This window comes from Bradyrhizobium sp. SBR1B, from assembly GCF_014198205.1.
Classification (GTDB): Bacteria; Pseudomonadota; Alphaproteobacteria; order Rhizobiales; family Xanthobacteraceae; genus Bradyrhizobium.
On sequence record NZ_JACIHC010000007.1, the window covers coordinates 267,826 to 291,012 of the forward strand.

The following is a 23,187-nucleotide window of genomic DNA, read 5'->3' on the forward strand; positions in this document are numbered from 1 at the left end:
GGCCGTTTCTGCCGGATTTACTGCGGCCGGACAATCCGGATTCTTTGTCTCGGGCGGCGCGAGGGCCTATCCTCGTCATCCGAGCGCAGCAAGCAATCCAGACTATTTCCGCCGGACGGATTCTGGATTGCTTCGCTGCGCTCGCAATGACGGAGCAAGAAGAAAAGGGAGGATTCAAACGATGTTTGAAACAGGCCTGCTGAGGGACAAGCGCATCCTCGTCACCGGCGGCGGCTCGGGCCTCGGCGCCGCGATGGGGCGCCGTTTCCTTGCACTCGGCGCCGAGCTCGTGATCTGCGGCCGCAAGCTCGACCGGCTGGAAGCAACCGCGAGCGAGATGCGCGCGCAGACCGGTGGCAAGGTCACGACGATCGCCTGCGACATCCGCGACGGCGCGGCCGTCGACAGCATGATGGAGCAGATCTGGCACGAGGCGCCGCTCGACATCCTCGTCAACAACGCCGCTGCGACGTTCATCGCACAGAGCGAGCATCTGTCGTTCCGCGCCGCCGATGCGATCCTGGCGCCGACGTTGCATGGCGCGATGTACTGCACGCTGGCCGCCGGCAGGCGCTGGATCGAGGACCAGCATGGCGGCGTCGTGCTCTCGATCCTCTCGACCTCGACCATCACCGGCCGCGCCTTCACCGTGCCCTCGGCGATGGCGAAATCGGCGCTGCTGGCGATGACCAGAAGTCTCGCCGTGGAATGGGGCCCGAAAGGCATCCGCACCGTCGCCATCGCCCCTGGTCCGTTCCCAACCGCGGGCGCGTCGGGGCAGCTCCGCCCCGAAGGCCGTGACGAAGGCTGGACCGCGCGCAATCCGCTTGGCCGGACCGGAGAGCACGGCGAGCTTGCCGATCTCGCCAGCTTCCTGGTCTCGGACCGCGCCGCCTACATCAATGGCGAGATGGTCGTCATCGACGGTGGCGCGCATTTGCGCAGTTCCGGCGCCGAGGATTTGTTACGTTGGACCGAGACGCAATGGGCCGACCAGCGCGCCGCGCGGTCCAAAGCTTAAGGCGCCGCTGATACCGCTAACTGCCTTCCCAAATTGGACTTTTCCGGTTATCCCTGCCGGGGGACAAAGCGCGGCCGGGCCATCTTCCAGTCACAATATTGAGGGAACCACTCCAGCATGTGGCGGGTGCTATCTTTAGCTTTGATGATCGGCATGATGACGTGCGGGATCGCCGATCTTGCGCGGGCGCAGACGACGCAACCGGCGCCGAAGGCCGCACCGAAGTCGGCGGCTCCGGCGGCCAATACGGCTGCAAAGAGCGCGGCAAAGCCCGAGAGCAAGCCTGCGGCCCCGCCCGCAGCGGTTGCGGGTGGCGCGGAGCCGACCCTGATCGGCCAGTTCGGCACCTGGGGCGCTTATTCGGCGACGCCCAACGGCAAGAAGGTCTGCTTCGCGCTGGCAAAACCCTCGTCGTCGAAGACCAATCCGCCGAATCGGCCGCGCGATCCCGCTTATGCCTTCGTCTCGACCCGTCCGGCCGAGAAGGTGAACAACGAAGTTTCGGTCATGATCGGTTACGCGCTGAAGCCAGGCTCGGAATCGTCGGTCGAGGTCGGCGGCGCCGCCTTCGCCATGTACACGCAGGGCGACGGCCTCTGGATCAAGAACGCGGCCGAGGAGGAGCGGATGGTCGAAGCCATGCGCAAATCCGCCGAGCTGGTCGTCAAGGGGGTCTCGGCCAAGGGCACCGAGACGACCGACACGTTCTCGCTGAAAGGCCTCGCCCAGGCGCTGGACAAGATCGCGCAGGATTGCCGGCGGTAAGGCTTAGTCCTTTAAGGCTAAGCGACAGCCACGGTCGCAATCGGCTGTTCCGGTTGCTATATAAGGCCGGTTCCAGATTTCTTCCGTCATTCCGGGGCGATGCGCAGCGTCGAACCCCGGAATCTCGAGCTTCCCCGGTGCGCAGTTGCGCACCTCAGGTCTGGTCCTCAGGGTCGCTTTGCGATCCCTTCGGACCATTCCGAAACGCCGCAAAACCTTTAGGTCCATTCAATGCAACCGACGACCGAGCCGCATAACGCAATCCTGGTGGAGAAGACGCCACTCGAGACCTATGTGCCGCCGGCGAGGCCTTCGCTGATCGGTCTGTCGCGCACGGAGCTTGCCGATCGCCTCGGCGAGGTGGGCGTCGCGCCGGCGCAGCGCAAGATGCGCGTGCAGCAGCTCTGGCACTGGCTCTATTTTCGCGGCGCCCAGAGCTTCGACGACATGACCTCGATCTCGAAGGGCATTCGCGCCGAGCTCGCGCAGCATTTTACGGTCGACCGGCCCGAAGTCGTGGCCGAGCAGATCTCCAACGACGGCACCCGCAAATGGCTGCTGCGTCTGCCGAGCGGCGACAATGTCGAGCGCGCTCATGAAGTCGAATGCGTCTACATTCCCGAGACCGATCGCGGCACGCTGTGCGTCTCCTCGCAGGTCGGCTGCACGCTGAACTGCTCGTTCTGCCACACCGGCACGCAGCGCCTGGTGCGCAATCTCACCGCCGGCGAGATCGTCGGACAGATCATGGTGGCGCGGGATCGCCTGAACGATTGGGCCGATCGCGAGGACGGCACACGCCGCGTCACCAATATCGTGATGATGGGGATGGGCGAGCCGCTCTATAATTTCGACGCGGTGCGCGATGCGCTGCTGATCGTCGGCGACAATGAAGGCATCGGCATCTCCCGCCGACGCATCACGCTGTCGACCTCGGGCGTGGTGCCGAACATCGTGCGCGCCGGCGAGGAGATCGGCGTCATGCTCGCGATCTCGCTGCATGCGGTGCGCGACGAGCTGCGCAACGAGCTGGTGCCGCTCAACCGCAAATATCCGATCAAGGAGCTGCTGCAGGCCTGCCGCGATTATCCCGGCGCCTCCAACGCGCGCCGCATCACCTTCGAATATGTGATGCTCAAGGGCGTCAACGATTCGCTCGACGATGCAAAACTGCTGGTGAAGCTGCTCAAGGGCATTCACGCCAAGATCAACCTGATCCCGTTCAATCCCTGGCCCGGAACCGCCTATGAATGTTCGGACTGGGACCAGATCGAGAAATTCTCCGAATACATTTTTAATGCCGGCTATTCCTCGCCGGTGCGCACCCCGCGCGGCCGCGACATCCTCGCCGCCTGCGGCCAGCTCAAGTCGGAGACCGAGAAGCTCAGCGCACGCGAACGGCAGGCACTGCGCGCCATGGCAATGACGGATTAGGTTGTCATGACCGCGCTCTCGCATGCTCGTCATTGCGAGGAGCGTAGCGACGAAGCATTCCAGACTGTGTCTGCAGACGTATCTCTGGATTGCTTCCGCCTTCGCCAAGGCTTCGGCGGACAAGTCGCTGCGCTCGCAATGACGACTACGGTGACTTCCTCCGCATGTCCCTGATCGGCCGCCTCATCGTCATCTTCATCGGCTTCCTCGCCGCCTGTTTCGTCGGCGGCATGATCGTGGTCGTCGCGCTGCTGTTTCCGGAGTTCGCCGATCTCGGCGCCGGCCCCGTCGATCAGGGCGCGATCGACATTTTGCTCGGCTTCGGCTTCATCTTCGTCTCCGGCTTTGCGCTGGTGCCGGCGGCAGTGATCGTTGCGATCACCGAAGCCCTCTACATCCGCAGCGCGCTCGCTTATGCCGTCGGCGGCGGCCTCGTCGGACTTGCCTGCTATCTCGGCCTCGTTCCCTTTCACTCCGACACGTTTCAGTTCGAAGGCATCGTGCGGCGCCATCTGGAGATCATGACCGGCGCGGGCATCGTCGCCGGCGTGGTCTACTGGCTGATCGCCGGCCGCAATGCCGGCGCCTGGCGCATCCCGCCGCCCCCGCGCCGACCGCCTCCGCCGCTGCCGTCGAATTCAAGGCCGGATGCAAGATGATGCTCTCTGACACCCTCCCAGGGGAGGATGGGCACCTTCACCGGGGTTTTCATGTCGTCGTCTCTCCGCTAAACCGCCCGCCATGAACCGGACTGGACTCTTCATCGCCCTGGCGCTGTGGCTCGTGATCGGCGTTGTTTTCGGCCTCTATCCCGAGCTCGATCTCAAGCTGGCGTCGCTGTTCTTCGACCCCCAAACCAAAACCTTTCCGCTCAAGCTGAACGACTGGGCGGGCTTTGCGCGTGACGCTGCGATGTGGGTCGCATGGGCCTTCGTGCTGCCCTCGCTTGTGGCGCTCGTGGTCAAGATGATCCGGCCCGACCGTCCCTTGATGGTGTCGGGTCGCGCGATCGTGTTCCTGCTGGTCACGATCATCATGTCGGCCGGCATCCTCACCAACCTCACCTTCAAGACCTATTGGGGCCGCCCGCGCCCGGTGGTGGTGACGCAGTTTGCCGGCGACCAGCAGTTCGTGGCGTGGTGGGATCCGCGCGGCGGCTGCGCGCGCAACTGCTCGTTCTTCTCGGGCGAGGGCGCGACCGCGTTCTGGACGCTGGCGCCGGCCGCGCTGGCGCCGCCGGCATGGCGCCCGCTCGCCTATGCCGGCGCGGTGGTGTTCGGCGCCGTCACCAGCGGGCTGCGCATGGCCTTTGGCGGTCATTTCTTCACCGATGTGGCGATCGCCGGTCTCGTCAGTTTCGTCGTGATCTGGTTTGCCTACGCGCTGATCTACCGCTGGCCACGGACCCGGTTCTCGGACGAGGCGGTCGATGCCGCCCTGACCCGGCTGAACATGCCCGCCTACCGGCTCCGCCGGCGCCTGTTCGGCGGCAAGACCGGTCCCGAACCCTCGGTTTAAGCCATTAAATGGGTGCCGAGCCCCGCGAAATTTGATATTCGCGCGGTCAACCCGTCCATGACATCAGCCCTTTGAGACCCGATTGGAAGCGCCATGACCACGATCCTGAAAAGCCTGCCCAAGGGTGAGAAAGTCGGCATCGCTTTTTCGGGCGGCCTCGACACCTCGGCGGCGCTGCTCTGGATGAAGCAGAAGGGCGCGCGCTGCTATGCCTACACCGCCAATCTCGGCCAGCCCGACGAGGCCGACTACAACGAGATCCCGCGCAAGGCGATGGAGTTCGGTGCCGAGAAGGCCCGGCTCGTCGATTGCCGCACGCAGCTGGTCCATGAAGGCATCGCCGCGATCCAGTCGGGCGCCTTCCATATCTCGACAGGCGGTATTACCTATTTCAATACCACCCCGCTCGGCCGCGCCGTCACCGGCACGATGCTGGTCGCGGCGATGAAGGAAGACGGCGTCAATATCTGGGGCGACGGCTCGACCTTCAAGGGCAACGACATCGAGCGCTTCTACCGCTACGGCCTGCTCACCAATCCCGGCCTGAAGATCTACAAGCCCTGGCTCGACCAGCAGTTCATCGACGAGCTTGGCGGCCGCGCCGAAATGTCGGCGTTCATGACCGCGCAGGGCTTTGCCTACAAGATGAGCGCCGAGAAGGCGTATTCGACCGACAGCAATCTGCTCGGCGCCACGCACGAGGCCAAGGACCTCGAGAGCCTCGACAGCGGCATCAAGATCGTCAACCCGATCATGGGCGTGCCATTCTGGCGCGACGATTGTGCCGTCAAGGCCGAGAAGGTCGTCGTGCGCTTTGAAGAAGGTCAGCCCACAGCGCTGAACGGCCAGACCTTCGCCGATCCCGTCGCGCTGTTCCTGGAGGCCAACGTCATCGGTGGCCGTCACGGCCTCGGTATGAGCGACCAGATCGAGAACCGCATCATCGAGGCCAAGAGCCGCGGCATCTATGAAGCGCCGGGCATGGCGCTCTTGCACATCGCCTATGAGCGCCTCGTCACCGGCATCCACAACGAGGACACCATCGAGCAGTACCGCATCAGCGGCATGCGCCTCGGCCGGCTGCTTTATCAGGGCCGCTGGTTCGACTCGCAGGCCCTGATGCTGCGCGAGACCGCGCAGCGCTGGGTCGCGCGCGCCGTTACCGGCGAGGTGACGCTGGAGCTGCGCCGCGGCAACGATTATTCGATCCTCAACACCGAGAGCCCGAACCTTACCTATGCGCCGGAAAGGCTCAGCATGGAGAAGGTCGAGGATGCCGCGTTCTCGCCGGCCGACCGCATCGGCCAGCTGACCATGCGCAACCTCGACATCGCCGACACCCGCACCAAGCTGAAGCTCTACAGCGACACCGGCCTTTTGTCGGGCAGCGAAGGCTCGCAGATCTTCCGGCTCGAGAGCGACAAGGGTTGAGGCCTTTTGCCGCCCGATCGGGCGATGCGCGACATAATGACGGTGTCATCCTCGGCCGTTAGGCTCCCCGTTTCCCCCGGAATGGGCATCGCGGAGCATCGAACATGGTCAAGGGATCGGCACTCGCCTCTCTCATCGTCTTGCTTTGGACAACGTCACTGTCGGCACAGACGATCTATCCGATCGATCGTGCCGAGATCCTGGCCGGAGCCCAATTCGACTTCAAGGTCGAATTCCCCGGGCCGGTCGATCCCGCCAAGCTGAAGGTGACGGTGAACGGCGCGGATTACGCGACCGCGTTCGGCCGTTCGGCGACCTTCATCGACCGCGAGGACGGCAAGGAGCAGTCGGCGCTGATCCTGCGCGACGTCACGCTGACCACGCCGGGCAGCATTGCCGTGGATGTGAGTGACGGCACGCGCCAGCGCAGCATCACGTGGACGGTCTACGACACGGGTCCGCGCAAGGCGAAGAACGTCATCCTGTTCATCGGTGACGGCATGTCGCCGGCGCATCGGGTCGCGGCCCGAATCCTGTCCAAGGGCATCTCGGAGGGCAAGAGCCGCGGCAAGCTCGCTATCGACGACATGCCTCACATGGCACTGGTGGCGACCGCGGGCTCGGACTCGATCATCACGGACTCCGCGAACTCGGCCAGCGCCTATGCGACCGGGCACAAGGCTGCCGTCAACGCCCTCGGCGTCTACGCGGACCGCACCGCAAGCCCGTTCGACGATCCCCGGGTCGAAACCATCACGAGCCTTGCCCGGAGGCGGCTCGGCATAGCGATCGGCGTCGTCACCAACACCGAGATCGAGGACGCAACGCCGGCGGCGATGGTCGCGCACACGCGCCGGCGCGCGGCCTATGACGAGATCGTCGAGCAGTTGTTCGCGGCCAAGCCGGATGTGCTGATGGGCGGCGGCAGCGCGAATTTCCTGCCGAAATCCGCCGCCGGCTCCAAGCGCAAGGACGAGACCGACTACATCGCGAAGTTTCGTGACGCAGGCTATCAGGTGGTGACCACCGCGGGCGAGCTCGGCGCTTCTGCCGCAAAGCCGGAGACCAGCAAGCTGCTCGGCCTGTTCGCCACCGGCAACATGGACGGCGCGCTGGATCGTAAATTCCTCAGAGGCGGCGGCGTGAAGAAATTTCCCGAGCAACCTGACTTGACCGAGCAGGTGCAGGCAGCGCTGAACATCCTGGCGAAGAACGAGGCTGGCTTCTTCCTGATGGTCGAGTCCGGAATGATCGACAAATACGCGCATTTGCTCGACATGGAGCGCGCCGTCTTCGACACGATCATGCTCGACAACGCGGTGCGCCAGACCCGTGAATGGGCGCGCGCGCGCGGCGAGGACACCCTCATCCTGGTGTTGGCGGACCACAATCATCCCAACAGCCTCGTCGGCACGGTGAATGACGACATGGGCACCGCGCCCAACGTGCCGCTGCGCGAGCGCGTCGGCGTCTACGATCAGGCCGGGTTTCCGAATTATCCGGCGCCGGATGCGGAGGGTTATCCGGCCCGCATCGACGTGAGCCGGCGGCTTGCCATCTTCTCGGCCAGCCTGCCGGACCATTACGAGACGTTCCGCCCGAAGCTCGACAATCCCAACGAGCCGACCGTGAAGGGTGCGGAGGACGGGACGTTCAAGGCCAACGACAGATACAAGGATGTTCCAGGCGTCGTGCTGCGCCCGGGCAATCTGCCGGCGATGATCGGCGCCAGTGTGCATTCGGGTGAGGACGTCATCCTGACCGCGACCGGACCTGGCAGCGAGCGCGTGCAGGGTTCGATGGACAATACGGAAGTGTTTCGCGTCATCGCGGATGCGCTTGGGCTTGCCGCCGCGCATTAAGGGCGAGACGCGCGCCAAACAAAAATGGCCGGGATTGCTCCCGGCCATTTTCTCGTTGCGAGGGACTTACTGCCGCGGCGGAGGCGCCGCGTTGGCCTGGCCGCCATTGAGCAGCGGCGTGATGTTGCGGATGGTCACGCGCCGGTTGATCAGGCTCGGCCCTTGCGACTGCTCCTTCAGATACTGCTCGCCATAGCCCTGCGACGTCAGGTTCTCCGCGGGCACGTTGAACTGCTGCGTTAGCAATTCGGCCGCGGACTGCGCACGACGGTCCGACAATGACAGATTGTCGACCTCGTTGCCGACCGCGTCGGTGTGTCCCTCGATCAGGAACACCGCGCGCGGGTTCTGCTGAATCGCCTGGTTGAGGCCGTCGGCGATCACCTGCAGCCGGGCCGCCTGGTCCGGCGGGATGGTCCACGATCCCGTCTCGAAGTTGATCGTGTTGACGTCGATGCTCGGCATCTGCATGCGAACATTGGGGCTGTAGCGGATCTCGTCGAGCGAGTAACGCCGATCGATCCGCTGTACCGGCGGTGCCACCATGGTCTGGTAGATCACGTCCGGCGATGCCTCCTGGGCGTCGACGATGTAGCGGTCGTAGGGAATGTTCACGACCGGCGGCGGCACGTCGACATAGAAGCCGCCGACTGCCCGCGGATCGCGGTAGGTGTTGTCGATGATGACGAGCTCGCCCCCGCGGGGGTCCCTGCGGATTCGCCGCCGCAGCGAACCGTCCGCACCGACCACGGTGATGATCTCGCTGCCGTCGGGACGGACCACGACGGTGCGGGTTTCACCGCCGACGGTGTCGGTGCGGATGTCACGGGCGCCATAGCGGAAGCGATAGAGGTCGTTGCCACGGACGTAAGCCTGCCCGCCCGGATCGCGGATGATGATGCGGTCCGGCTCGGTGTAGACGGTGCGGCCGCCTTCGACGACCTCGCGTCGCTGGCTGTGCATGTCGGCAATGGTGGCGCCGATCACGGCGCCGGCCACCACGCCTGCACCGATCGCGAGCGGGGTCAGGTCGCGTTGCTGTGGGCGCGGCGGAGGCGGCAAGGGCGCGGCGACCGTCGGCGCGGCCCGGAAGGCGGGCGCGACCGTCGGCGGCCTGTATTGTGCCCTGTCGGGCGGCGGCGCGGCGGCCGGTGTGCCAGGGACGACGGTCGGCGCGGCAGCGCCGGCGGGAGGCGCCGGCGGCCGGGGCGGGGCACCAGCCTGCGGGCCGGCAGGCGGGGTTCCGGCCGCGGGCGGCGTTGCACCCTGCTGACCAGGGGTTGGCGTCGCAGTCGGGGCCGGAGCCGCGCCGGGGCCCGGCGTTGCCGCACCCGGACGTCCGGGCGGTGGCGTCGGCGTGCTGCCGGGAGCCGGCGTGGCCGTCGGAGCGGGCGCGGCACCGGGAGCCGGCGATCCTGCAGCCGGAGGCGTGCCGGGACGTGCGCCGGGCGGCGGTGCGCCGGGGCGGCCCGCCGGCGGTGCGCCAGGCGTGCTGCCCGGAGCCGGCGTTGCAGTCGGCGCGGGTGTCGCAGTCGGGGCAGGTGTGGCGGTCGGAGCAGGCGCTCCCGGTCGCGCCGTCGGCGCTGCGGGTGCGGGAGAAGGCGTCGCCGCGGGGCCCGGAGCGGGGCGGCCCGGAGGCGTTGCAGCCGGCGGCGGCGCTGGTGGCGTCGGGGCCGGACGTGCTGCGGGAGGCGGCGGCGTGGGTGCGTGCTGCGGACCTGCAGCAGGCGGCGGTGCCGGCGGCGTGGGAGCCGGGCGTGCCGCAGGCGGCGGAGGTGGAGGTGTCGGGGCGTGCTGCTGCGGCGCCGCGGCCGGAGGCGGCGACGGCTGCTTCGGTGCAGCAGGCGGCGGTGGTGGCGGCGGGGGAGCCGGACGGGCCGCAGGTGGCGGCGGAGGCGGTGGCGGCGCGGCGGGACGCGGCGGTGCGGCAGCCGGCGGCGGCGCAGCGGGCGGGTGGGGCGGTGCAGCGGCGGGCGGCGGAGCGGCCGGGCGTGCGGGCCCAGCAGGCGGCGCAGCCGCGGGTCCCTTCGGCGGCTGCTTCGGTTTTCCGTCAGGGCCTGCATCTTGAGGCTGCGCCTGTGCGACCACGAGCGGCGGCGCACTTTGCGCTTGCGATGCGGAGCTTGCGAATTGCATCGCGGTCAGAGCCGTCGTCGCGAGCAGCACGAAACGAAGATTGGTCATGGTGGTGAACTTCCCCGGAAGGTTCTTTGACGAAGTGTTGGGATGAACAGCTACGCGTTAGGCCGGATTGTGGCGGGCGATGCGGTCGCGGCCCGATTTATTTCTGCACGGAAATCATGTCACTCCGGCAACGTTCATTGCGCATTCAGACGCTGGTTGCAATTGCCCCACATGTGATCGGCTGCTTCATGCGCGATCCCGCGGCGGAATTGCATCCGTCGCAGGGTTCGGCGTCAGCGGCCCGTTCGGCCCGCGCGATGGAATCTCTTCAGGCATGCGGCCCGGCAATTCGTCGGGCCGCGGTGGCGAGCCGGGTTCGCGCACCGGCGGCGTGATTTCAGGCTGCGGATTGCCCGGCGGAATGCCGGGCGGCGGTTCGGCTGGAGTCCCCGGAGTTGCCGGTGGAATCTCGGGCGGTTCGATCGGCATCGGCATCATCGGGATCAGTTGTCCGGAGAAGGACAACGATGATGCCGCGCCGATGTTCCCAGATCGCGTCGCGCTGGATCTGCCTTATTCCGGCGCGTGGCAGACGGCCTCGATGTTGTGGCCGTCAGGGTCGAGCACGAAGGCGCCGTAGTAGTTCGCATGGTAATGCGGGCGGATGCCGGGCGGGCCGTTGTCGCGGCCGCCGGCCGCGATGGCCGCCGTGTAGAACGCGTCGACGGTGGCGCGGTCCCTGGCTGCGATCGCGACATGCACCGGCTTGTTCATGGCGCCTTCGCCGCCGATCCAGAAATCCGGCTTGCCGTTGGCACCGAAGCCTGCGGCGGCAGCGTGGCCGGTCTGCTCCGCCGTGACCTCCATGATCAGGCCGTAGCCGAGCGGAGCCAGCGCCTTGGCGTAGAACGCCTTGGCGCGCTCATAGTCGGAGACGGAGAAACCCAGATGGTCGATCATCGTAACCTCCTTCGTCCTTGTCAGCGTGAGAGGAACGTATTGCTTCGCGTCTTGCGCATGATCGCGAATCCACGCGCGACCATGTCGGCAATACAATCCTGCTGCCATTCGTTTTGTGACAGATGCTCGATGACGACCGCGCGCGGCCATAGCGAGGGCGGCGCATCGCGGAAGAAGCCGATCAGCACGCGGTCCTCAAAACCCTCGACGTCGATCTTCAGCGAATCGACTTGGCGGACGCCGGCCTCGTCGAGAATGCGTGTCAGCCGCAGTGACGGCACCTTGATGGCCTCGGCGGTCGCCGTGCCGGTGACGACGTGCGTGGCGCCAAGATTGCCGCCGCCGCTCTCGATCATCAGCTCGCCGTCGCTGTCGCCGGCCGCGGCCTGCACCAGGCGCACTTGCGCCGTCTTCGACGCGGCGTGGTTGAAGGAAAGCCGTCCAAACGTCAGCGGATGTGGCTCGATCGCGACCACCTTGCCTGAGCTGCCGACCTGCTGCGCCATCACCAGCGCAAACGTGCCGACATTGGCGCCGACGTCGACGAAGGTGCCGCCCGCAGGGGTGTGCTGGCGCAGGAAGTCGAGCTCGTCGAGATTGTAATCGGGATTGAACAGCGCGCCGCGCTCGGTCGCGCTGCCCTGGTGATAGAAGCGGAACGATGCGCCCTGATATTGCACGTCGACCGGGCCGCCGCGCAGCAGGTTGACCAGCCGTGACATCCAGGGTCGGAATGCGCCGCGCTTCAGCCCCGACTGCTGTGCGAGGCGAATGATCGCAGCTTGCGCCGCATTGGGCGCGAACGCGCCGAACGGCGCGGACGAAGGGGTGTTGTCGGTCGTCAAGCAGGCGATCCTCGTTGCAAGCGGCGCATGCATAGCCGGTTTTGCGCGGGACTCCAACGCTCGATGCGAGCCACAATCTCGCTGTCGTCCCCGCGAACGCGGGGACCCATAACCCCAGTGAGGAGTCTGACGCGAGATGCCCACTCCGAGTCGTCGCCAAACTCCTCCCTGGGTATGGGTCCCGGATCTGCACGCAGCTCTAGGCAACGCTTCGCGTTACCTAGAGCTGCGCTTGTCCGGGACGACGGAGAGAATGCGTTTACAACGCTTTCCTCACGCCGCCTTCTTCGGTGCCTTGCGCTGCCGCAGGAAGCGGCCGAGCAGCCTGCGCTTGCCCTTGCGCGGGATCAGCTCGATGTCGCTGACGAGCTTGGCGCCGCCCTTGCGGCGCTCCAGCACGATCTTGCGGCTGTGGAAGGCTTCCAGCTCGGCGCGATGCGCGACGCTGACGATGGTCGCCTTCGGTAGCGCGTCGGTGACCGTCTTCATCATCTTGTCCTGGCTCTTCTCGTCGAGCGCCGAGGTCGCCTCATCCAGCACGACGATATCGGGGTTGTGCAGCAGCAGCCGCGCGAAGGCGAGACGCTGTTTCTCGCCGCCTGACAGCGTCTGGTCCCACGGGCCCTCTTCCTCGATCTTCTCCTTGAGATGATCGAGCCCGACCTTGTGCAAGGCTTCGCCGATCTCCTCCACGGTCCAGTGGTCGGCGGCGCCCGGATAGGCGACCGCGCGGCGCAAGGATCCGGAAGGCACGTAGGGCCGCTGCGGCAGCATGAACAGGCGCCGGTCGGGATGGAAATTCACGCTGCCGCCGCCCCAGGGCCACAGGCCCGCGATGGCGCGCACCAGCGTGCTCTTGCCGGTGCCGGATTCGCCGGCGACCAGCAGCCGTTCGCCGGGCTCGATCACCACCTCGGTCTCGCCGACCACGGCCGTGCCGTCGTCGAGCGTGACCGAGAGGTCGTTCAGCTCCAGCATGGCGTCGTTGCGGGTCTCGCCGCGCTTGATGCGGCCGAGGCCATCGCCTTGCTCGGCGCGTTCGAGGCCGTCGAGCGACATCATCAACGAGGCGATGCGGCGCGCGCAGGCATTCCAGTCGGCGAGCCGCGGATAATTGTCGACCAGCCAGCCGAACGCGCTCTGCACGATGGTGAAGGCGGAGGCCGCCTGCATCACTTGTCCCAGCGTCATGCTGCCGTCGAGGAATTTTGGTGCGCAAAGCAAAAGCGGCACGACGGGCGCAACCAGGCTCGATCCCTGCGACACCAGCGTGGTGCGCATGTGTTGGCCGGCGAGCCGCGCCCATTGCCTGAGCACGCTCGTGAAATTGCGGTCGATGCCGTCGCGCTCTTCCTCCTCGCCGCCGAGCAGCGCGATGCTCTCGCCGTTCTCGCGCACGCGTGTCAGCGTATAGCGGAAATCGGCCTCGGCCTGGTTCTTGCTCTCGGAGACCTGGACGAACTGATGGCCGATCACCAGGATCGAGCCGGACGCGATCGCGGCGTAGAGCATCGCGGCGATCACGAGGAAGCCGGGAATGGTGATGCTCGACCCGCCGAGCGTAACGGTGAGCGCGCCGCCGATGGTCCAGAGCACGACGATGAAGGTCGCGGCCGAGAGCAGCGCCGAGGTGACGCCCGCGAGGAAATCGACCGGCGAATCGGTCGCGATGCGCAGATCCTCCGCAATCCGGTATTCCGGATTCTCGTGGTCGCCGCGGACGAGGTTGAGCTGGTAATAGCGCCCGTTCTTGAGCCATCGTGTCAGCACGCTTGCAGTCAACCAGGCCCGCCAGCGCCGCTGGATGCCCATGCGCGCGAACACCTGGATGACGCCGAGCACGATGCTGCCGATCGCAAGCGGGAAGAACAAAGCGGTGAGATGGAAGACGGCGGTCGCATCGCGTTTCTCGATCGCGTCGAAGATCGCCCGGTTCCAGACATTGATGCCGTACTGGAAGCCGACGGTCAGGACGATCAGCGCGCCGAGGCCGAGCGAGAACGGCCAGGCGAGGCGATCGCCGTTGCGGCCCCAGAAGCCGCGCGCGCTGATCCAGAACCGCGTCAGCAGATAATCCTTGCGGGCCTGCTCGGCTTCCTCGGGCGTTAGCTCCGGGTCAGGCTCGAGCAATTCCGGCGGTGGCGCGGCGACCTCGTCGCCATTCTCCCCCTTGATCCCGACGATGGGCGGCTTTGGGTCTTGTTCGCGCTTCGCGGCCGGCTTGTGCATGAGCGGACAACGCGAAGGAAATCAATCGGTTCCCTCAGGTTCCGCGTGGAGCCTCACTCGGCCGCGCCGTCCCGGACGCGCCGGATCCGGGCCGCCCGGTGGAGAACGCGCGACAATTCCTCGATCGAATAAGGCTTCTGCACGAGTTCGAAACCGGTCACGCCCTCTTGCGACAGGGCCTGGCTGTAGCCCGTGGTCAGCACGACCGGCACGTCGATGCCGCGGTCGCGGATCGCCTGTGCCAGATCGAGCCCGGTCATCCCAGGCATCACCACGTCCGTGAACACGACGTCGAAGCGATCCGCGTCCATGACGAGCTCGGCGAGCGCATCGGTGGCGTTGTCGACCAGCGTGATGCTGTAGCCGAGCTCGGTGAGGCCGTCGGCGGCAAAATTGGCCAGCTCGATATTGTCCTCGACCAGCAGCACCGACATGCCGCTGCCGGCCACCGCCGGCGCTGTGTTCGGCGCCTGCCGCTGCGGCAGCAGGTCCGGCGGCACGCGCGGCAGGTAGAGCGAGAAGGTGCTGCCGCGACCGACCTCGCTCGCAACCGTCACCTCGCCGCCGGATTGCCGGGCGAAGCCGAACACCTGGGACAGGCCGAGGCCGGTGCCATGGCCGACCTGCTTGGTGGTGAAGAACGGTTCGAAGATGCGCTCCAGTCGTGCGGCAGGAATGCCGATGCCGGTGTCGCTGACGGTCACGCTGATGAAGCCGCGGTTTGCCAAGTTCTGGTTTGCCAAGCTCTGGCTTCCCAAATTCTGGCTTACCAAGTTCTGGCTGCCTGGGACATGGGCCAGCGTGTCCGGAACGGTCGTCGCGGTCTCGACCGTGAAAACGATCCTGCCCTTGCCCTGCATGGCATCGCGCGCGTTGGTCGCCATGTTGATCAGCGCCGTCTCGAACTGGCCGGCATCGGCGTGGACGAGACAGGGCTCGGTGGGCAGGCGCATGGTGATCTCGATGGCCGGCCCCAGCAGCGGCGCCAGCATGTCGTGCAGCGCCTGCATCCGCTCGCCGACGTCGAACACTTCCGGCTTCAGAGTTTGACGCCGCGCAAAGGCGAGCAGCTGCGAGGTCAGCTTGGCCGCGCGCGCCACCGCGTCCGCAATGGCCGTGATGTAGCGCTGCCGCCGCTCCTCCGTCAGTTGCGGCCGGTTCAACAGGTCGACAGAGGCGCGGATCACGGTCAGCAGATTGTTGAAATCATGCGCGACGCCGCCGGTGAGCTGTCCGAGCGCCTCCAGGCGCTGGCTGTGCTTGAGCGCCTCCTCGGCCTCACGCCGCTTGGCGGCTTCGGCCTGAAGGTGCTGGGTGCGCCGCAACGCCAGCGCCAACAGCAGAAACAGGAGTGCGGTGGCGGGAATGCCGAACACCAGATGCTGGCCCATGGTGGCGAGCCAGCGCGCGCGGATCGCCGAGGTCTCGAGCCCGGCGCTGACATAGATCGGATACTCGGCGACGCGCCGATAGCCAATGCGGCGCTCGATCCCGTCCGACGGCCAGGCGACGGTGATGAGGCCGTGCGCGGGCCGCGTCGCGATTTCCCGGCCGACCGGTCCAGTCGGATCGAGCCGAAGGTCGCGCTCGAGCCGCGGGAACTGCGCGAGCAGCACGCCGTCGGCGCGGCCCATCGCGAAGAAGCTGCCGGCATCGGAGCCGATCCGCGCATAGAAACTCTCGAAATATTCGGGCAGGACGGAGGCCTGGATCACCCCGATGAAGCTGCCGTCGTCGGAGTCGCGGCGGCGGCTCATCCCGAAGAAGCGTGCGCCCTGATAGGGCGGACGGGGTGTCAGGGCCGTGCCGATGAAGCTGCCGATGGTCTGGTCGACATGAGCGTAAAAATAGTCGCGGTCTGCAAAGCGGAGCTCCGGCGGCGGCGAGGCGAGGCTGTTGACCTGCGCTCTTCCGTCCGCGTCGAAGATCCAGGCCGATTTGAGCTGCGGCAGCGAATCGGTCAGCCGCTTCAGGCGGCGGTGCAGCGCCGGCTCGCGCGCGCGGATGACGTCGTCGGGAAGGCCGCGCACGACCTCGTTGAGCTCGGCCAGGCTGCGATCGATGGTCTCGAACACCTTGAGCGCGTGCTCATGCACGACATCAAGCGTGCGCTCGATTTCCCGGTCGGCGATGTCCCTGGTCGAGGTGTAGGAGATCGCGGAGGTGATGATGAACAGCGCAACCGGCAGCGCCAGGGATGCCGCCATCATCCACTGCAACAGCCTCAGCGAATTGCGTTGCGCCCTCTGCACAGTCGCTCCGTCCCTGACGGGAGCTTAACTGAATCTCGCGCGAGGAAGGAAGCAACTTGTGCCGGAACCGCTGGTTGTGCGCCTGGAACTTACGCCCACCGCGGGTCGGAGAAAATTCTACTCGAATTGACTGCGATCTCGGAATGTCCCGGCCGGACTGGCCGGGACAGGAAGCATGAAGCCGCCTTTAGATCTGGCGCTCGACCATCTTGAGCTTGAGCTCGGCAATGGCTTCCGCCGGGTTCAGTCCCTTCGGGCAGGCCTTGGCACAATTCATGATGGTGTGGCAGCGGTAGAGGCGGAATGGATCCTCGAGATTGTCGAGCCGCTCGCCGGTCGCCTCGTCGCGCGAATCGGACACCCAGCGGTTGGCCTGGAGCAGAGCGGCGGGGCCGAGATAACGTTCGCTATTCCACCAATAGCTCGGGCACGAGGTCGAGCAGCAGGCGCACAGGATGCACTCGTAGAGGCCGTCGAGCTTCTCGCGATCCTCGTGGGTCTGGCGCCATTCCTTCTGCGGCGTCGGCGAGGTGGTCTTCAGCCAGGGCTCGACCGATGCGTACTGGGCGTAGAAATTGGTGAGGTCGGGGACGAGGTCCTTCACCACCGGCTGGTGCGGCAGCGGATTGATCTTCACCGCGCCGTCCTTCACGTCGTGCATCGAGCGGGTGCAGGCGAGCGTATTCTGGCCGTCGATGTTCATGGCGCAGGAGCCGCAGACGCCTTCGCGGCAGGAGCGGCGGAAGGTCAGCGACGGGTCGATGTGGTTCTTGATCCAGATCAGGCCGTCCAGCACCATCGGACCGCAATCATTGGTGTCGACGTAATAGGTGTCGACGCTCGGATTCTTGCCGTCGTCCGGATTCCAGCGATAGACGCGAAACTCGCGTGTCTCGGTCGCGCCCGCGGGCTTCGGCCAGGTCTTGCCGCCAGTGATCTTGGAGTTCTTCGGAAGTGCGAATTCAACCATCTCGATAAGGCCTTCGCTGTTCGCTCAGTACACACGCGCTTTCGGCGGGATGTACTGCACGTCGTTGGTCATGGTGTAGTCGTGAACCGGGCGGTACTCGATCTTGACCTTGCCGGCATCGTCCAGCCAGGCCAGCGTGTGCTTCATCCAGTTCTTGTCGTCGCGTTCGGAGAAATCCTCGCGCGCATGCGCGCCACGGCTCTCGGTGCGGTTGGCGGCCGAATTCATCGTCACCACCGCCTGCGAGATCAGATTGTCGAACTCGAGCGTCTCGACGAGGTCCGAATTCCACACCAGCGAGCGGTCGGACACGGCGATGTCGGTGATGCCGCTGTGGACCTTCTCGATCAGGTTCTGGCCCTCGCTGAGGACTTCGCCGGTGCGGAACACCGCGCAATTGCTCTGCATCACGTGCTGCATGCCTTCGCGCAGTTTTGCGGTCGGCGTGCCGCCGGAGGCGTAGCGGTAATGGTCGAGCCGGCCGAGCGCGAGCTCGGACGAGTTCGCCGGCAGCTCCGGCTGCTTGGCATTGGGCGTCAGCTTCTCGGCGAGGCGGAGCGCTGCGGCGCGGCCGAACACGACGAGGTCGATCAGCGAGTTGGAGCCGAGGCGGTTGGCGCCGTGCACGGAGACGCAGGCGGCTTCGCCGATCGCCATCAGGCCGGGGATGATGGCGTTGTCGTCGCCGTCCTTCTTGGTCAGGACTTCGCCGTGATAGTTGGTGGGGATGCCGCCCATGTTGTAGTGCACCGTCGGCACGATCGGGATCGGCTCGCGCGTCACGTCGACATTGGCGAAGATCTTTGCGGATTCCGAGATGCCCGGCAGCCGCTCGGCCAGCACCGCGGGATCGAGATGGTCCAGATGCAGGAAGATGTGGTCCTTCTTCTTGCCGACGCCGCGACCTTCGCGGATCTCGATGGTCATCGCGCGCGAGACGACGTCGCGCGAGGCGAGGTCCTTGGCCGAGGGCGCATAGCGCTCCATGAAGCGCTCGCCTTCCGAGTTGACGAGATAGCCGCCTTCGCCGCGGGCGCCTTCGGTGACGAGACAGCCCGAGCCGTAGATGCCGGTCGGGTGGAACTGCACGAACTCCATGTCCTGCATCGGCAGGCCGGCGCGCAGCACCATGCCGCCGCCGTCACCGGTGCAGGTGTGCGCCGAGGTACAGGAGGCATAGGCACGGCCGTAGCCGCCGGTCGCGAGGATCACGGTCTGGGCGCGGAAGCGGTGCAGCGTGCCGTCGTCGAGCTTGAGCGCGATGACGCCGCGGCAGGTGCCCTGGTCGTCCATGATCAGGTCGATGGCGAAGAACTCGATGAAGAACTCGGCAGCGTGGCGCAGCGACTGGCCGTACATCGTGTGCAGCATGGCGTGGCCGGTGCGGTCGGCGGCGGCGCAGGTGCGCTGCGCCTGGCCCTTGCCGTAGTCCATGGTCATGCCGCCGAACGGACGCTGATAGATCTTGCCGTCCTCGGTGCGCGAGAACGGAACGCCCCAATGCTCGAGCTCGTAGACCGCGTCGGGCGCGTTGCGCACCATGTATTCGATCGCGTCCTGATCGCCGAGCCAGTCCGACCCCTTCACGGTGTCGTACATGTGCCAGCGCCAGTCGTCCTTGTGCATGTTGCCGAGCGAGGCGGAGATGCCGCCCTGCGCCGCCACCGTGTGCGAGCGGGTCGGAAACACCTTGGTGATGCAGGCCGTGCGCAGGCCGGCTTCGCTGCAGCCGACCACGGCGCGCAGGCCCGCGCCGCCAGCGCCGACCACGACGACGTCATAGGTGTGGTCTTCGATCGGATAGGCTTTGCCGTTGGTGGCGGGAGCGCCGTTGCCCGTGCCATTCGTTGTGGTGGCCATGGGTTACACTCCGGAGGACAGTTTCAGGATCGCGTAGGTCGAGGCGAGCGCCACGGCGACCGAGAAGAAATTGTTGAGCATGATCGAGACGAGCTTCAGCTTCTCGTTATGGACGTAGTCCTCGATCACCACCTGCATGCCGATCTTCATGTGCCAGGCGCTGGCGAAGATGAAGAGGAGCAGGATCACCGCGACGGGAATGGAGCTCAGGGTCTGCGCAGCGTAGACCTGATTGCGGCCGAGCAGCATCACGATGATCACCAGCGCCGGGATCATCAGCAGCGTCATGGCGACGCCGGTGATGCGCTGGCGCCAGAAATCGGACGTGCCGGAATGCGCGGCGCCGAGATTGCGGACGCGGCCGAGCGGGGTGCGCAGGCTGCGCTTCGGCGTATCGGATGCGCTCATCGTCCACCTCCGTTCGCATAGGCGATGATCCAGATCAGCACCGTCAGCGCGATGCCGCCGATCAGGGCGCCCCAGGTCAGCGCTTCCCGCTCATTGGCCTTGAAGCCGTAGCCGAGGTCCCACACGAAATGCCGGATGCCGCTGAGCATATGGTGCATCAGCGCCCAGGTGTAGCCGAACACGATCAGCCGCCCGATGATGCTGCCGGCGAAGGCCTGGACGTGCGCGTAAGCGGCCGGGCCGGAAGCCGCGGCAACCAGCCACCAGACCAGCAGCAGGGTTCCGAAATAGAGGGCAATACCGGTGGCGCGATGGATGATGGACAGAGCCATCGTCAGCGTCCAGCGGTAGACTTGCATGTGCGGCGAGAGGGGTCGTTCGATCCGTGCGGTCATGGGCTTTGATGTTTTATGGCGGCCCTGCAGGGGGCGCGCGGGGATCGGAAAGGTCGGCTCTATTTACGGAGTCGATTTGGCCTGCGCAATCTCCAAATTGCCATAAATCGAACCATGGTTCAGCTCTAGAGCCTTGATGAAACAAGGCCAATCAGGGGCTTGGTATACCAGGACATCGGTCCGCCAACCAAATTAAGAACCTAGATTCGCTACTTCGCAGCCTGTGCGAGGCGCATTGAAATCGCTATTGGAACGCCTCTAACCCACTGCCCCGCCGCTTGCCGCTCGCAGCAATCGGTCCGTGTCGGCCGTAGCCGCCCCGTCAGGGCCAGGGCGACTCGGCCCACCGTACGCTGGGCCCGTTTCGCTGGGACCGCGGATATGCGCAGCCCGCATTCCACCCCAGCCGGCACGTCCGGTGCGTCGACCACGCAACCCGGATCGCCTAAAGCTGGGACCGCAGCCGTCTGCGGCTGACGTCGGGAGAGGTTGCGACCAGTCGCCGGGGCAGGTCTGGGGTGATTGCAGGACTTGATATCAAGGACATCGTCGAGCTCGCGCTGCTGCTGATCGCAACCGGCGCGCTTTCGGGATTTTTGGCCGGCGTGCTCGGCATCGGCGGGGGCGCGATTCTCGTGCCGGTGTTCTACGAATGCTTTCGCATCGCCGGCGTGCCGCTGCAGGTGCGCATGCCGCTCTGCATCGGCACCTCGCTCGCGGTAATCATCCCGACCTCGATCCGTTCGTTCCAGGCGCATTACAAGCGCGGCGCCGTCGATATGGCCATCTTGCGGGTGTGGTGGCTGCCGATCGTGATCGGCGTGGTCGCCGGCAGCGTGGTCGCGCGCTATGCGCCGGAGCGGCTGTTCAAGATCGTGTTCGTCTGTGTCGCCTGGTCGGCGGCGGCACGCCTCATCTTCGCGCGTGAAGGCTGGAAGTTGGGCGAAGATCTGCCGAAGGGTCCCTTGATGCGCGTCTACGGCTTTTGCGTCGGTATTCTTTCGACGCTGATGGGCATCGGCGGCGGCCTGTTCTCGAACCTGCTGATGACTTTCTACAGCCGTCCGATCCATCAGGCGGTGGCGACGTCATCCGCACTCGCGGTGCTGATCTCGATCCCCGGCGCGCTCGGCTACATCTATGCGGGCTGGCCTGCGGCGGCGAACTATCCGGCCGTCGCAGCCCTGCAGATCCCGTTCGCGCTCGGTTACGTCTCGCTGATCGGCGCCGTGCTGGTGATGCCGATGAGCCTCGTCACCGCGCCGCTAGGCGTGAGAGCCGCGCATGCGATGTCGAAGCGGTCGCTGGAAGTCGCGTTCGGATGTTATCTGTTGATCGTCGGCAGCCGGTTCGTGATGAGTCTGGTCGGCGGACTGTGAGTGGCGTGCGCCATAACGCTTACCACACACTCCGCTGTCATCGCCCGACTTGATCGGGCGATCCAGTATTCCAGAGACGGCGGTGCTTGCCTCGAAAGGCTGCGGCGTACTGGATACCCCGGTCAAGCCGGGCATGATAGCGCGTTTTGTGGATGCTCCTCGTCGCAACCTGCGACGAGTCCCCTCACTTCTTCGCGTAGATATCCTTGTACGTATCCCGCAGGATATTCTTCTGCACCTTGCCCATGGTGTTTCGCGGCAGCTCGTCGACGACGAAGACGCGTTTGGGCATCTTGAACTTCGCAAGCCGCCCGTCGAGCGCCTTCAGTACCGAGGCCTCGCTCACGTCCGCGCCCTTGTTGCAGACCAGAACCGCCGTGACGCCCTCGCCGAAATCGGCGTGCGGCACGCCGATCACAGCGGATTCGATCACGCCCGGCATGGCGTCAATCTCGCTCTCGATCTCTTTCGGATAGACGTTGAAGCCGCCGGAGATCACGAGATCCTTGCCGCGGCCGAGGATGTGGACGTAGCCCTTGGTGTCGATCTTGCCGAGATCGCCGGTGATGAAGAAGCCGTCGTCGCGGAATTCGGACTTAGTCTTCTCCGGCATGCGCCAATAGCCCTTGAAGACGTTCGGGCCCTTGACCTCGATCATGCCGATCTCCTCGTGCGGCAGCTCCTTGCCCGTCTCGGGCTCGGTGACGCGCACGGAGACGCCGGGGAGGGGGAAGCCGACCGCGCCGGGCACGCGCTCGCCGTCATAGGGGTTCGACGTGTTCATGTTGGTCTCGGTCATTCCGTAGCGCTCGAGCACGGCGTGCCCCGTGCGCGCCGACCATTCGCGATGGGTCTCCGCCAGCAGCGGCGCCGAGCCCGAGATGAACAGCCGCATATGCTTGGTCGTCTCCTTCGACAGCGCAGGGTTCTGGAGCAAGCGCGTATAGAAGGTCGGCACGCCCATCAGCACCGTGGCGCGCGCCATCAGCTTGATCATCAAATCCGGATCGAGCTTCGGCAAGAAGATCATCGACGCCCGCGCGAACAGCGTCACGTTGGTCGCCACGAACAGGCCGTGGGTATGATAGATCGGCAGTGCGTGGATCAGCACGTCCTTGTCGGTGAAGCGCCAATAGCCGACGAGCGAGAGCGAGTTCGACGCCAGATTATCATGCGTTAGCATCGCGCCCTTGGAGCGCCCCGTGGTGCCCGAGGTGTAGAGGATGGCGGCGAGATCGTCGTTCGCCCGCGCGACGGTCGTGAATTCGCTGCCGGCCTTGTCGGCGGCTTCCGTCAGCGAGCCCTTGCCGTCAGCTCCGAGCGTCTCGATCTTGGCCTTTACCTTGGCGGCGATCGGGGCGAGGCCCTCCGCCTTGGAGGGATCGCAGACCACCAGCGACGGCTCGGCGTCGCCGATGAAGTAGTCAAGCTCGTTCAGCGTATAGGCGGTGTTGAGCGGAAGGTAGACCGCGCCGGCCCTGACAGTGCCGAGATACAGCACGATATTGGCGACGGATTTCTCGACCTGTACCGCAACGCGGTCGCCCGGCTTCACGCCGCGCGCGACCAGCACATTTGCCATCTGCCCGGCCCGCGCGATCAACTCGCCATAGCTGATATGGCCGCCGTCATGCGTCTCGATCGCGAGGCGCTTCGGATCGTCCAGGCCGTCGAACAGGCGGGAGAACAAATTGGCGTTGGCAGCTGGGTTCATGCAACATTCCTCGCCGGCGA

General features: G+C 65.8%; 19 protein-coding genes. 8 read left to right on the plus strand and 11 right to left on the minus strand.

Translation table 11 applies throughout. From position 1 onward, the window contains the following. Positions 1–181: 181 nt before the first annotated feature. The 7 genes from GGD61_RS20550 to GGD61_RS20580 all read left to right on the plus strand — a co-directional run bounded on the left by GGD61_RS20550 (position 182) and on the right by GGD61_RS20580 (position 8,031). Positions 182–1,021, plus strand: coding sequence for an SDR family oxidoreductase (locus tag GGD61_RS20550; protein WP_092261473.1), 840 nt, complete (start codon positions 182–184; stop codon positions 1,019–1,021). 117 nt (positions 1,022–1,138) lie between these two features. After that, positions 1,139–1,786 (plus strand): invasion associated locus B family protein, encoded by a 648-nt coding sequence (locus GGD61_RS20555; protein ID WP_018318943.1) that lies wholly within the window; start codon positions 1,139–1,141, stop codon positions 1,784–1,786. Between the two features lie 231 nt (positions 1,787–2,017). Next, complete coding sequence (gene rlmN / locus GGD61_RS20560) at positions 2,018–3,220, plus strand: 23S rRNA (adenine(2503)-C(2))-methyltransferase RlmN (RefSeq protein ID WP_183231060.1); 1,203 nt, start codon at positions 2,018–2,020, stop codon at positions 3,218–3,220. Between the two features lie 164 nt (positions 3,221–3,384). Further along, entirely contained in the window at positions 3,385–3,879 is a 495-nt protein-coding gene (locus GGD61_RS20565) for a hypothetical protein (protein ID WP_018318941.1), read from the plus strand. Positions 3,880–3,961: 82 nt separating this feature from the next. Further along, a complete protein-coding gene (locus GGD61_RS20570; protein WP_018318940.1) occupies positions 3,962–4,738 on the plus strand; it encodes a phosphatase PAP2 family protein in 777 nt (258 codons plus the stop codon). A 93-nt stretch (positions 4,739–4,831) separates the two neighbouring features. After that, positions 4,832–6,169, plus strand: a complete 1,338-nt coding sequence (gene argG / locus GGD61_RS20575; RefSeq protein WP_018318939.1) for an argininosuccinate synthase — start codon at positions 4,832–4,834, stop codon at positions 6,167–6,169. A gap of 104 nt (positions 6,170–6,273) precedes the next feature. Then, a complete protein-coding gene (locus tag GGD61_RS20580) occupies positions 6,274–8,031 on the plus strand; it encodes an alkaline phosphatase (RefSeq protein WP_092261471.1) in 1,758 nt (585 codons plus the stop codon). 66 nt (positions 8,032–8,097) lie between these two features. Here GGD61_RS20580 and GGD61_RS20585 read toward each other — a convergent pair whose 3' ends face one another. From GGD61_RS20585 to sdhC, 10 genes are all read right to left on the minus strand, one after another. Further along, entirely contained in the window at positions 8,098–10,215 is a 2,118-nt protein-coding gene (locus GGD61_RS20585) for an OmpA family protein (RefSeq protein ID WP_018318937.1), read from the minus strand. 186 nt (positions 10,216–10,401) lie between these two features. Further along, on the minus strand, positions 10,402–10,644 hold the full coding sequence (locus GGD61_RS20590; RefSeq protein ID WP_026202099.1) for a hypothetical protein: 243 nt from the start codon (positions 10,642–10,644) through the stop codon (positions 10,402–10,404). Positions 10,645–10,728: 84 nt separating this feature from the next. Beyond that, entirely contained in the window at positions 10,729–11,115 is a 387-nt protein-coding gene (locus tag GGD61_RS20595; protein ID WP_092261470.1) for a VOC family protein, read from the minus strand. A 20-nt stretch (positions 11,116–11,135) separates the two neighbouring features. Then, positions 11,136–11,960 (minus strand): FkbM family methyltransferase, encoded by an 825-nt coding sequence (locus GGD61_RS20600; RefSeq protein ID WP_177237396.1) that lies wholly within the window; start codon positions 11,958–11,960, stop codon positions 11,136–11,138. Between the two features lie 273 nt (positions 11,961–12,233). Further along, positions 12,234–14,189 (minus strand): ABC transporter ATP-binding protein/permease, encoded by a 1,956-nt coding sequence (locus GGD61_RS20605; protein WP_092261468.1) that lies wholly within the window; start codon positions 14,187–14,189, stop codon positions 12,234–12,236. 53 nt (positions 14,190–14,242) lie between these two features. Continuing rightward, positions 14,243–16,441 carry a hybrid sensor histidine kinase/response regulator gene (locus GGD61_RS20610; RefSeq protein ID WP_092261467.1) on the minus strand — a complete coding sequence of 733 codons (2,199 nt, stop codon included), beginning with the start codon at positions 16,439–16,441 and terminating at the stop codon, positions 14,243–14,245. A 187-nt stretch (positions 16,442–16,628) separates the two neighbouring features. Next, entirely contained in the window at positions 16,629–17,411 is a 783-nt protein-coding gene (locus GGD61_RS20615) for a succinate dehydrogenase iron-sulfur subunit (RefSeq protein WP_038972643.1), read from the minus strand. Positions 17,412–17,435: 24 nt separating this feature from the next. Next, positions 17,436–19,271: a succinate dehydrogenase flavoprotein subunit gene (gene sdhA, locus GGD61_RS20620; protein ID WP_018318930.1), complete on the minus strand. Its 1,836-nt coding sequence runs from the start codon at positions 19,269–19,271 to the stop codon at positions 17,436–17,438. Positions 19,272–19,274: 3 nt separating this feature from the next. Continuing rightward, positions 19,275–19,679, minus strand: a complete 405-nt coding sequence (sdhD, locus tag GGD61_RS20625) for a succinate dehydrogenase, hydrophobic membrane anchor protein (RefSeq protein WP_018318929.1) — start codon at positions 19,677–19,679, stop codon at positions 19,275–19,277. Continuing rightward, on the minus strand, positions 19,676–20,074 hold the full coding sequence (sdhC, locus tag GGD61_RS20630; RefSeq protein WP_018318928.1) for a succinate dehydrogenase, cytochrome b556 subunit: 399 nt from the start codon (positions 20,072–20,074) through the stop codon (positions 19,676–19,678). Before sdhC ends, sdhD begins: the two co-directional genes overlap by 4 nt. Before the next feature lie 518 nt (positions 20,075–20,592). Here sdhC and GGD61_RS20635 point away from each other — a divergent pair. Beyond that, complete coding sequence (locus tag GGD61_RS20635; RefSeq protein WP_183231061.1) at positions 20,593–21,453, plus strand: sulfite exporter TauE/SafE family protein; 861 nt, start codon at positions 20,593–20,595, stop codon at positions 21,451–21,453. 184 nt (positions 21,454–21,637) lie between these two features. On the opposite strand, the gene GGD61_RS20640 is transcribed toward GGD61_RS20635, so the two are convergent. After that, on the minus strand, positions 21,638–23,167 hold the full coding sequence (locus GGD61_RS20640) for a malonyl-CoA synthase (protein ID WP_092261465.1): 1,530 nt from the start codon (positions 23,165–23,167) through the stop codon (positions 21,638–21,640). Positions 23,168–23,187 lie beyond the last annotated feature (20 nt).

What these genes read in the sequence shown, in the direction of transcription:
- GGD61_RS20550 (WP_092261473.1), top strand. Translation starts at nt 182, where the DNA reads ATGTTTGAAACAGGCCTGCTGAGGGACAAGCGCATCCTCGTCACCGGC.
- GGD61_RS20555 (WP_018318943.1), top strand. Translation starts at nt 1,139, where the DNA reads ATGTGGCGGGTGCTATCTTTAGCTTTGATGATCGGCATGATGACGTGC.
- rlmN (WP_183231060.1), top strand. Translation starts at nt 2,018, where the DNA reads ATGCAACCGACGACCGAGCCGCATAACGCAATCCTGGTGGAGAAGACG.
- GGD61_RS20565 (WP_018318941.1), top strand. Translation starts at nt 3,385, where the DNA reads ATGTCCCTGATCGGCCGCCTCATCGTCATCTTCATCGGCTTCCTCGCC.
- GGD61_RS20570 (WP_018318940.1), top strand. Translation starts at nt 3,962, where the DNA reads ATGAACCGGACTGGACTCTTCATCGCCCTGGCGCTGTGGCTCGTGATC.
- argG (WP_018318939.1), top strand. Translation starts at nt 4,832, where the DNA reads ATGACCACGATCCTGAAAAGCCTGCCCAAGGGTGAGAAAGTCGGCATC.
- GGD61_RS20580 (WP_092261471.1), top strand. Translation starts at nt 6,274, where the DNA reads ATGGTCAAGGGATCGGCACTCGCCTCTCTCATCGTCTTGCTTTGGACA.
- GGD61_RS20585 (WP_018318937.1), bottom strand. Translation starts at nt 10,215, where the DNA reads ATGACCAATCTTCGTTTCGTGCTGCTCGCGACGACGGCTCTGACCGCG.
- GGD61_RS20590 (WP_026202099.1), bottom strand. Translation starts at nt 10,644, where the DNA reads ATGCCGATCGAACCGCCCGAGATTCCACCGGCAACTCCGGGGACTCCA.
- GGD61_RS20595 (WP_092261470.1), bottom strand. Translation starts at nt 11,115, where the DNA reads ATGATCGACCATCTGGGTTTCTCCGTCTCCGACTATGAGCGCGCCAAG.
- GGD61_RS20605 (WP_092261468.1), bottom strand. Translation starts at nt 14,189, where the DNA reads ATGCACAAGCCGGCCGCGAAGCGCGAACAAGACCCAAAGCCGCCCATC.
- GGD61_RS20615 (WP_038972643.1), bottom strand. Translation starts at nt 17,411, where the DNA reads ATGGTTGAATTCGCACTTCCGAAGAACTCCAAGATCACTGGCGGCAAG.
- sdhA (WP_018318930.1), bottom strand. Translation starts at nt 19,271, where the DNA reads ATGGCCACCACAACGAATGGCACGGGCAACGGCGCTCCCGCCACCAAC.
- sdhD (WP_018318929.1), bottom strand. Translation starts at nt 19,679, where the DNA reads ATGAGCGCATCCGATACGCCGAAGCGCAGCCTGCGCACCCCGCTCGGC.
- sdhC (WP_018318928.1), bottom strand. Translation starts at nt 20,074, where the DNA reads ATGACCGCACGGATCGAACGACCCCTCTCGCCGCACATGCAAGTCTAC.
- GGD61_RS20640 (WP_092261465.1), bottom strand. Translation starts at nt 23,167, where the DNA reads ATGAACCCAGCTGCCAACGCCAATTTGTTCTCCCGCCTGTTCGACGGC.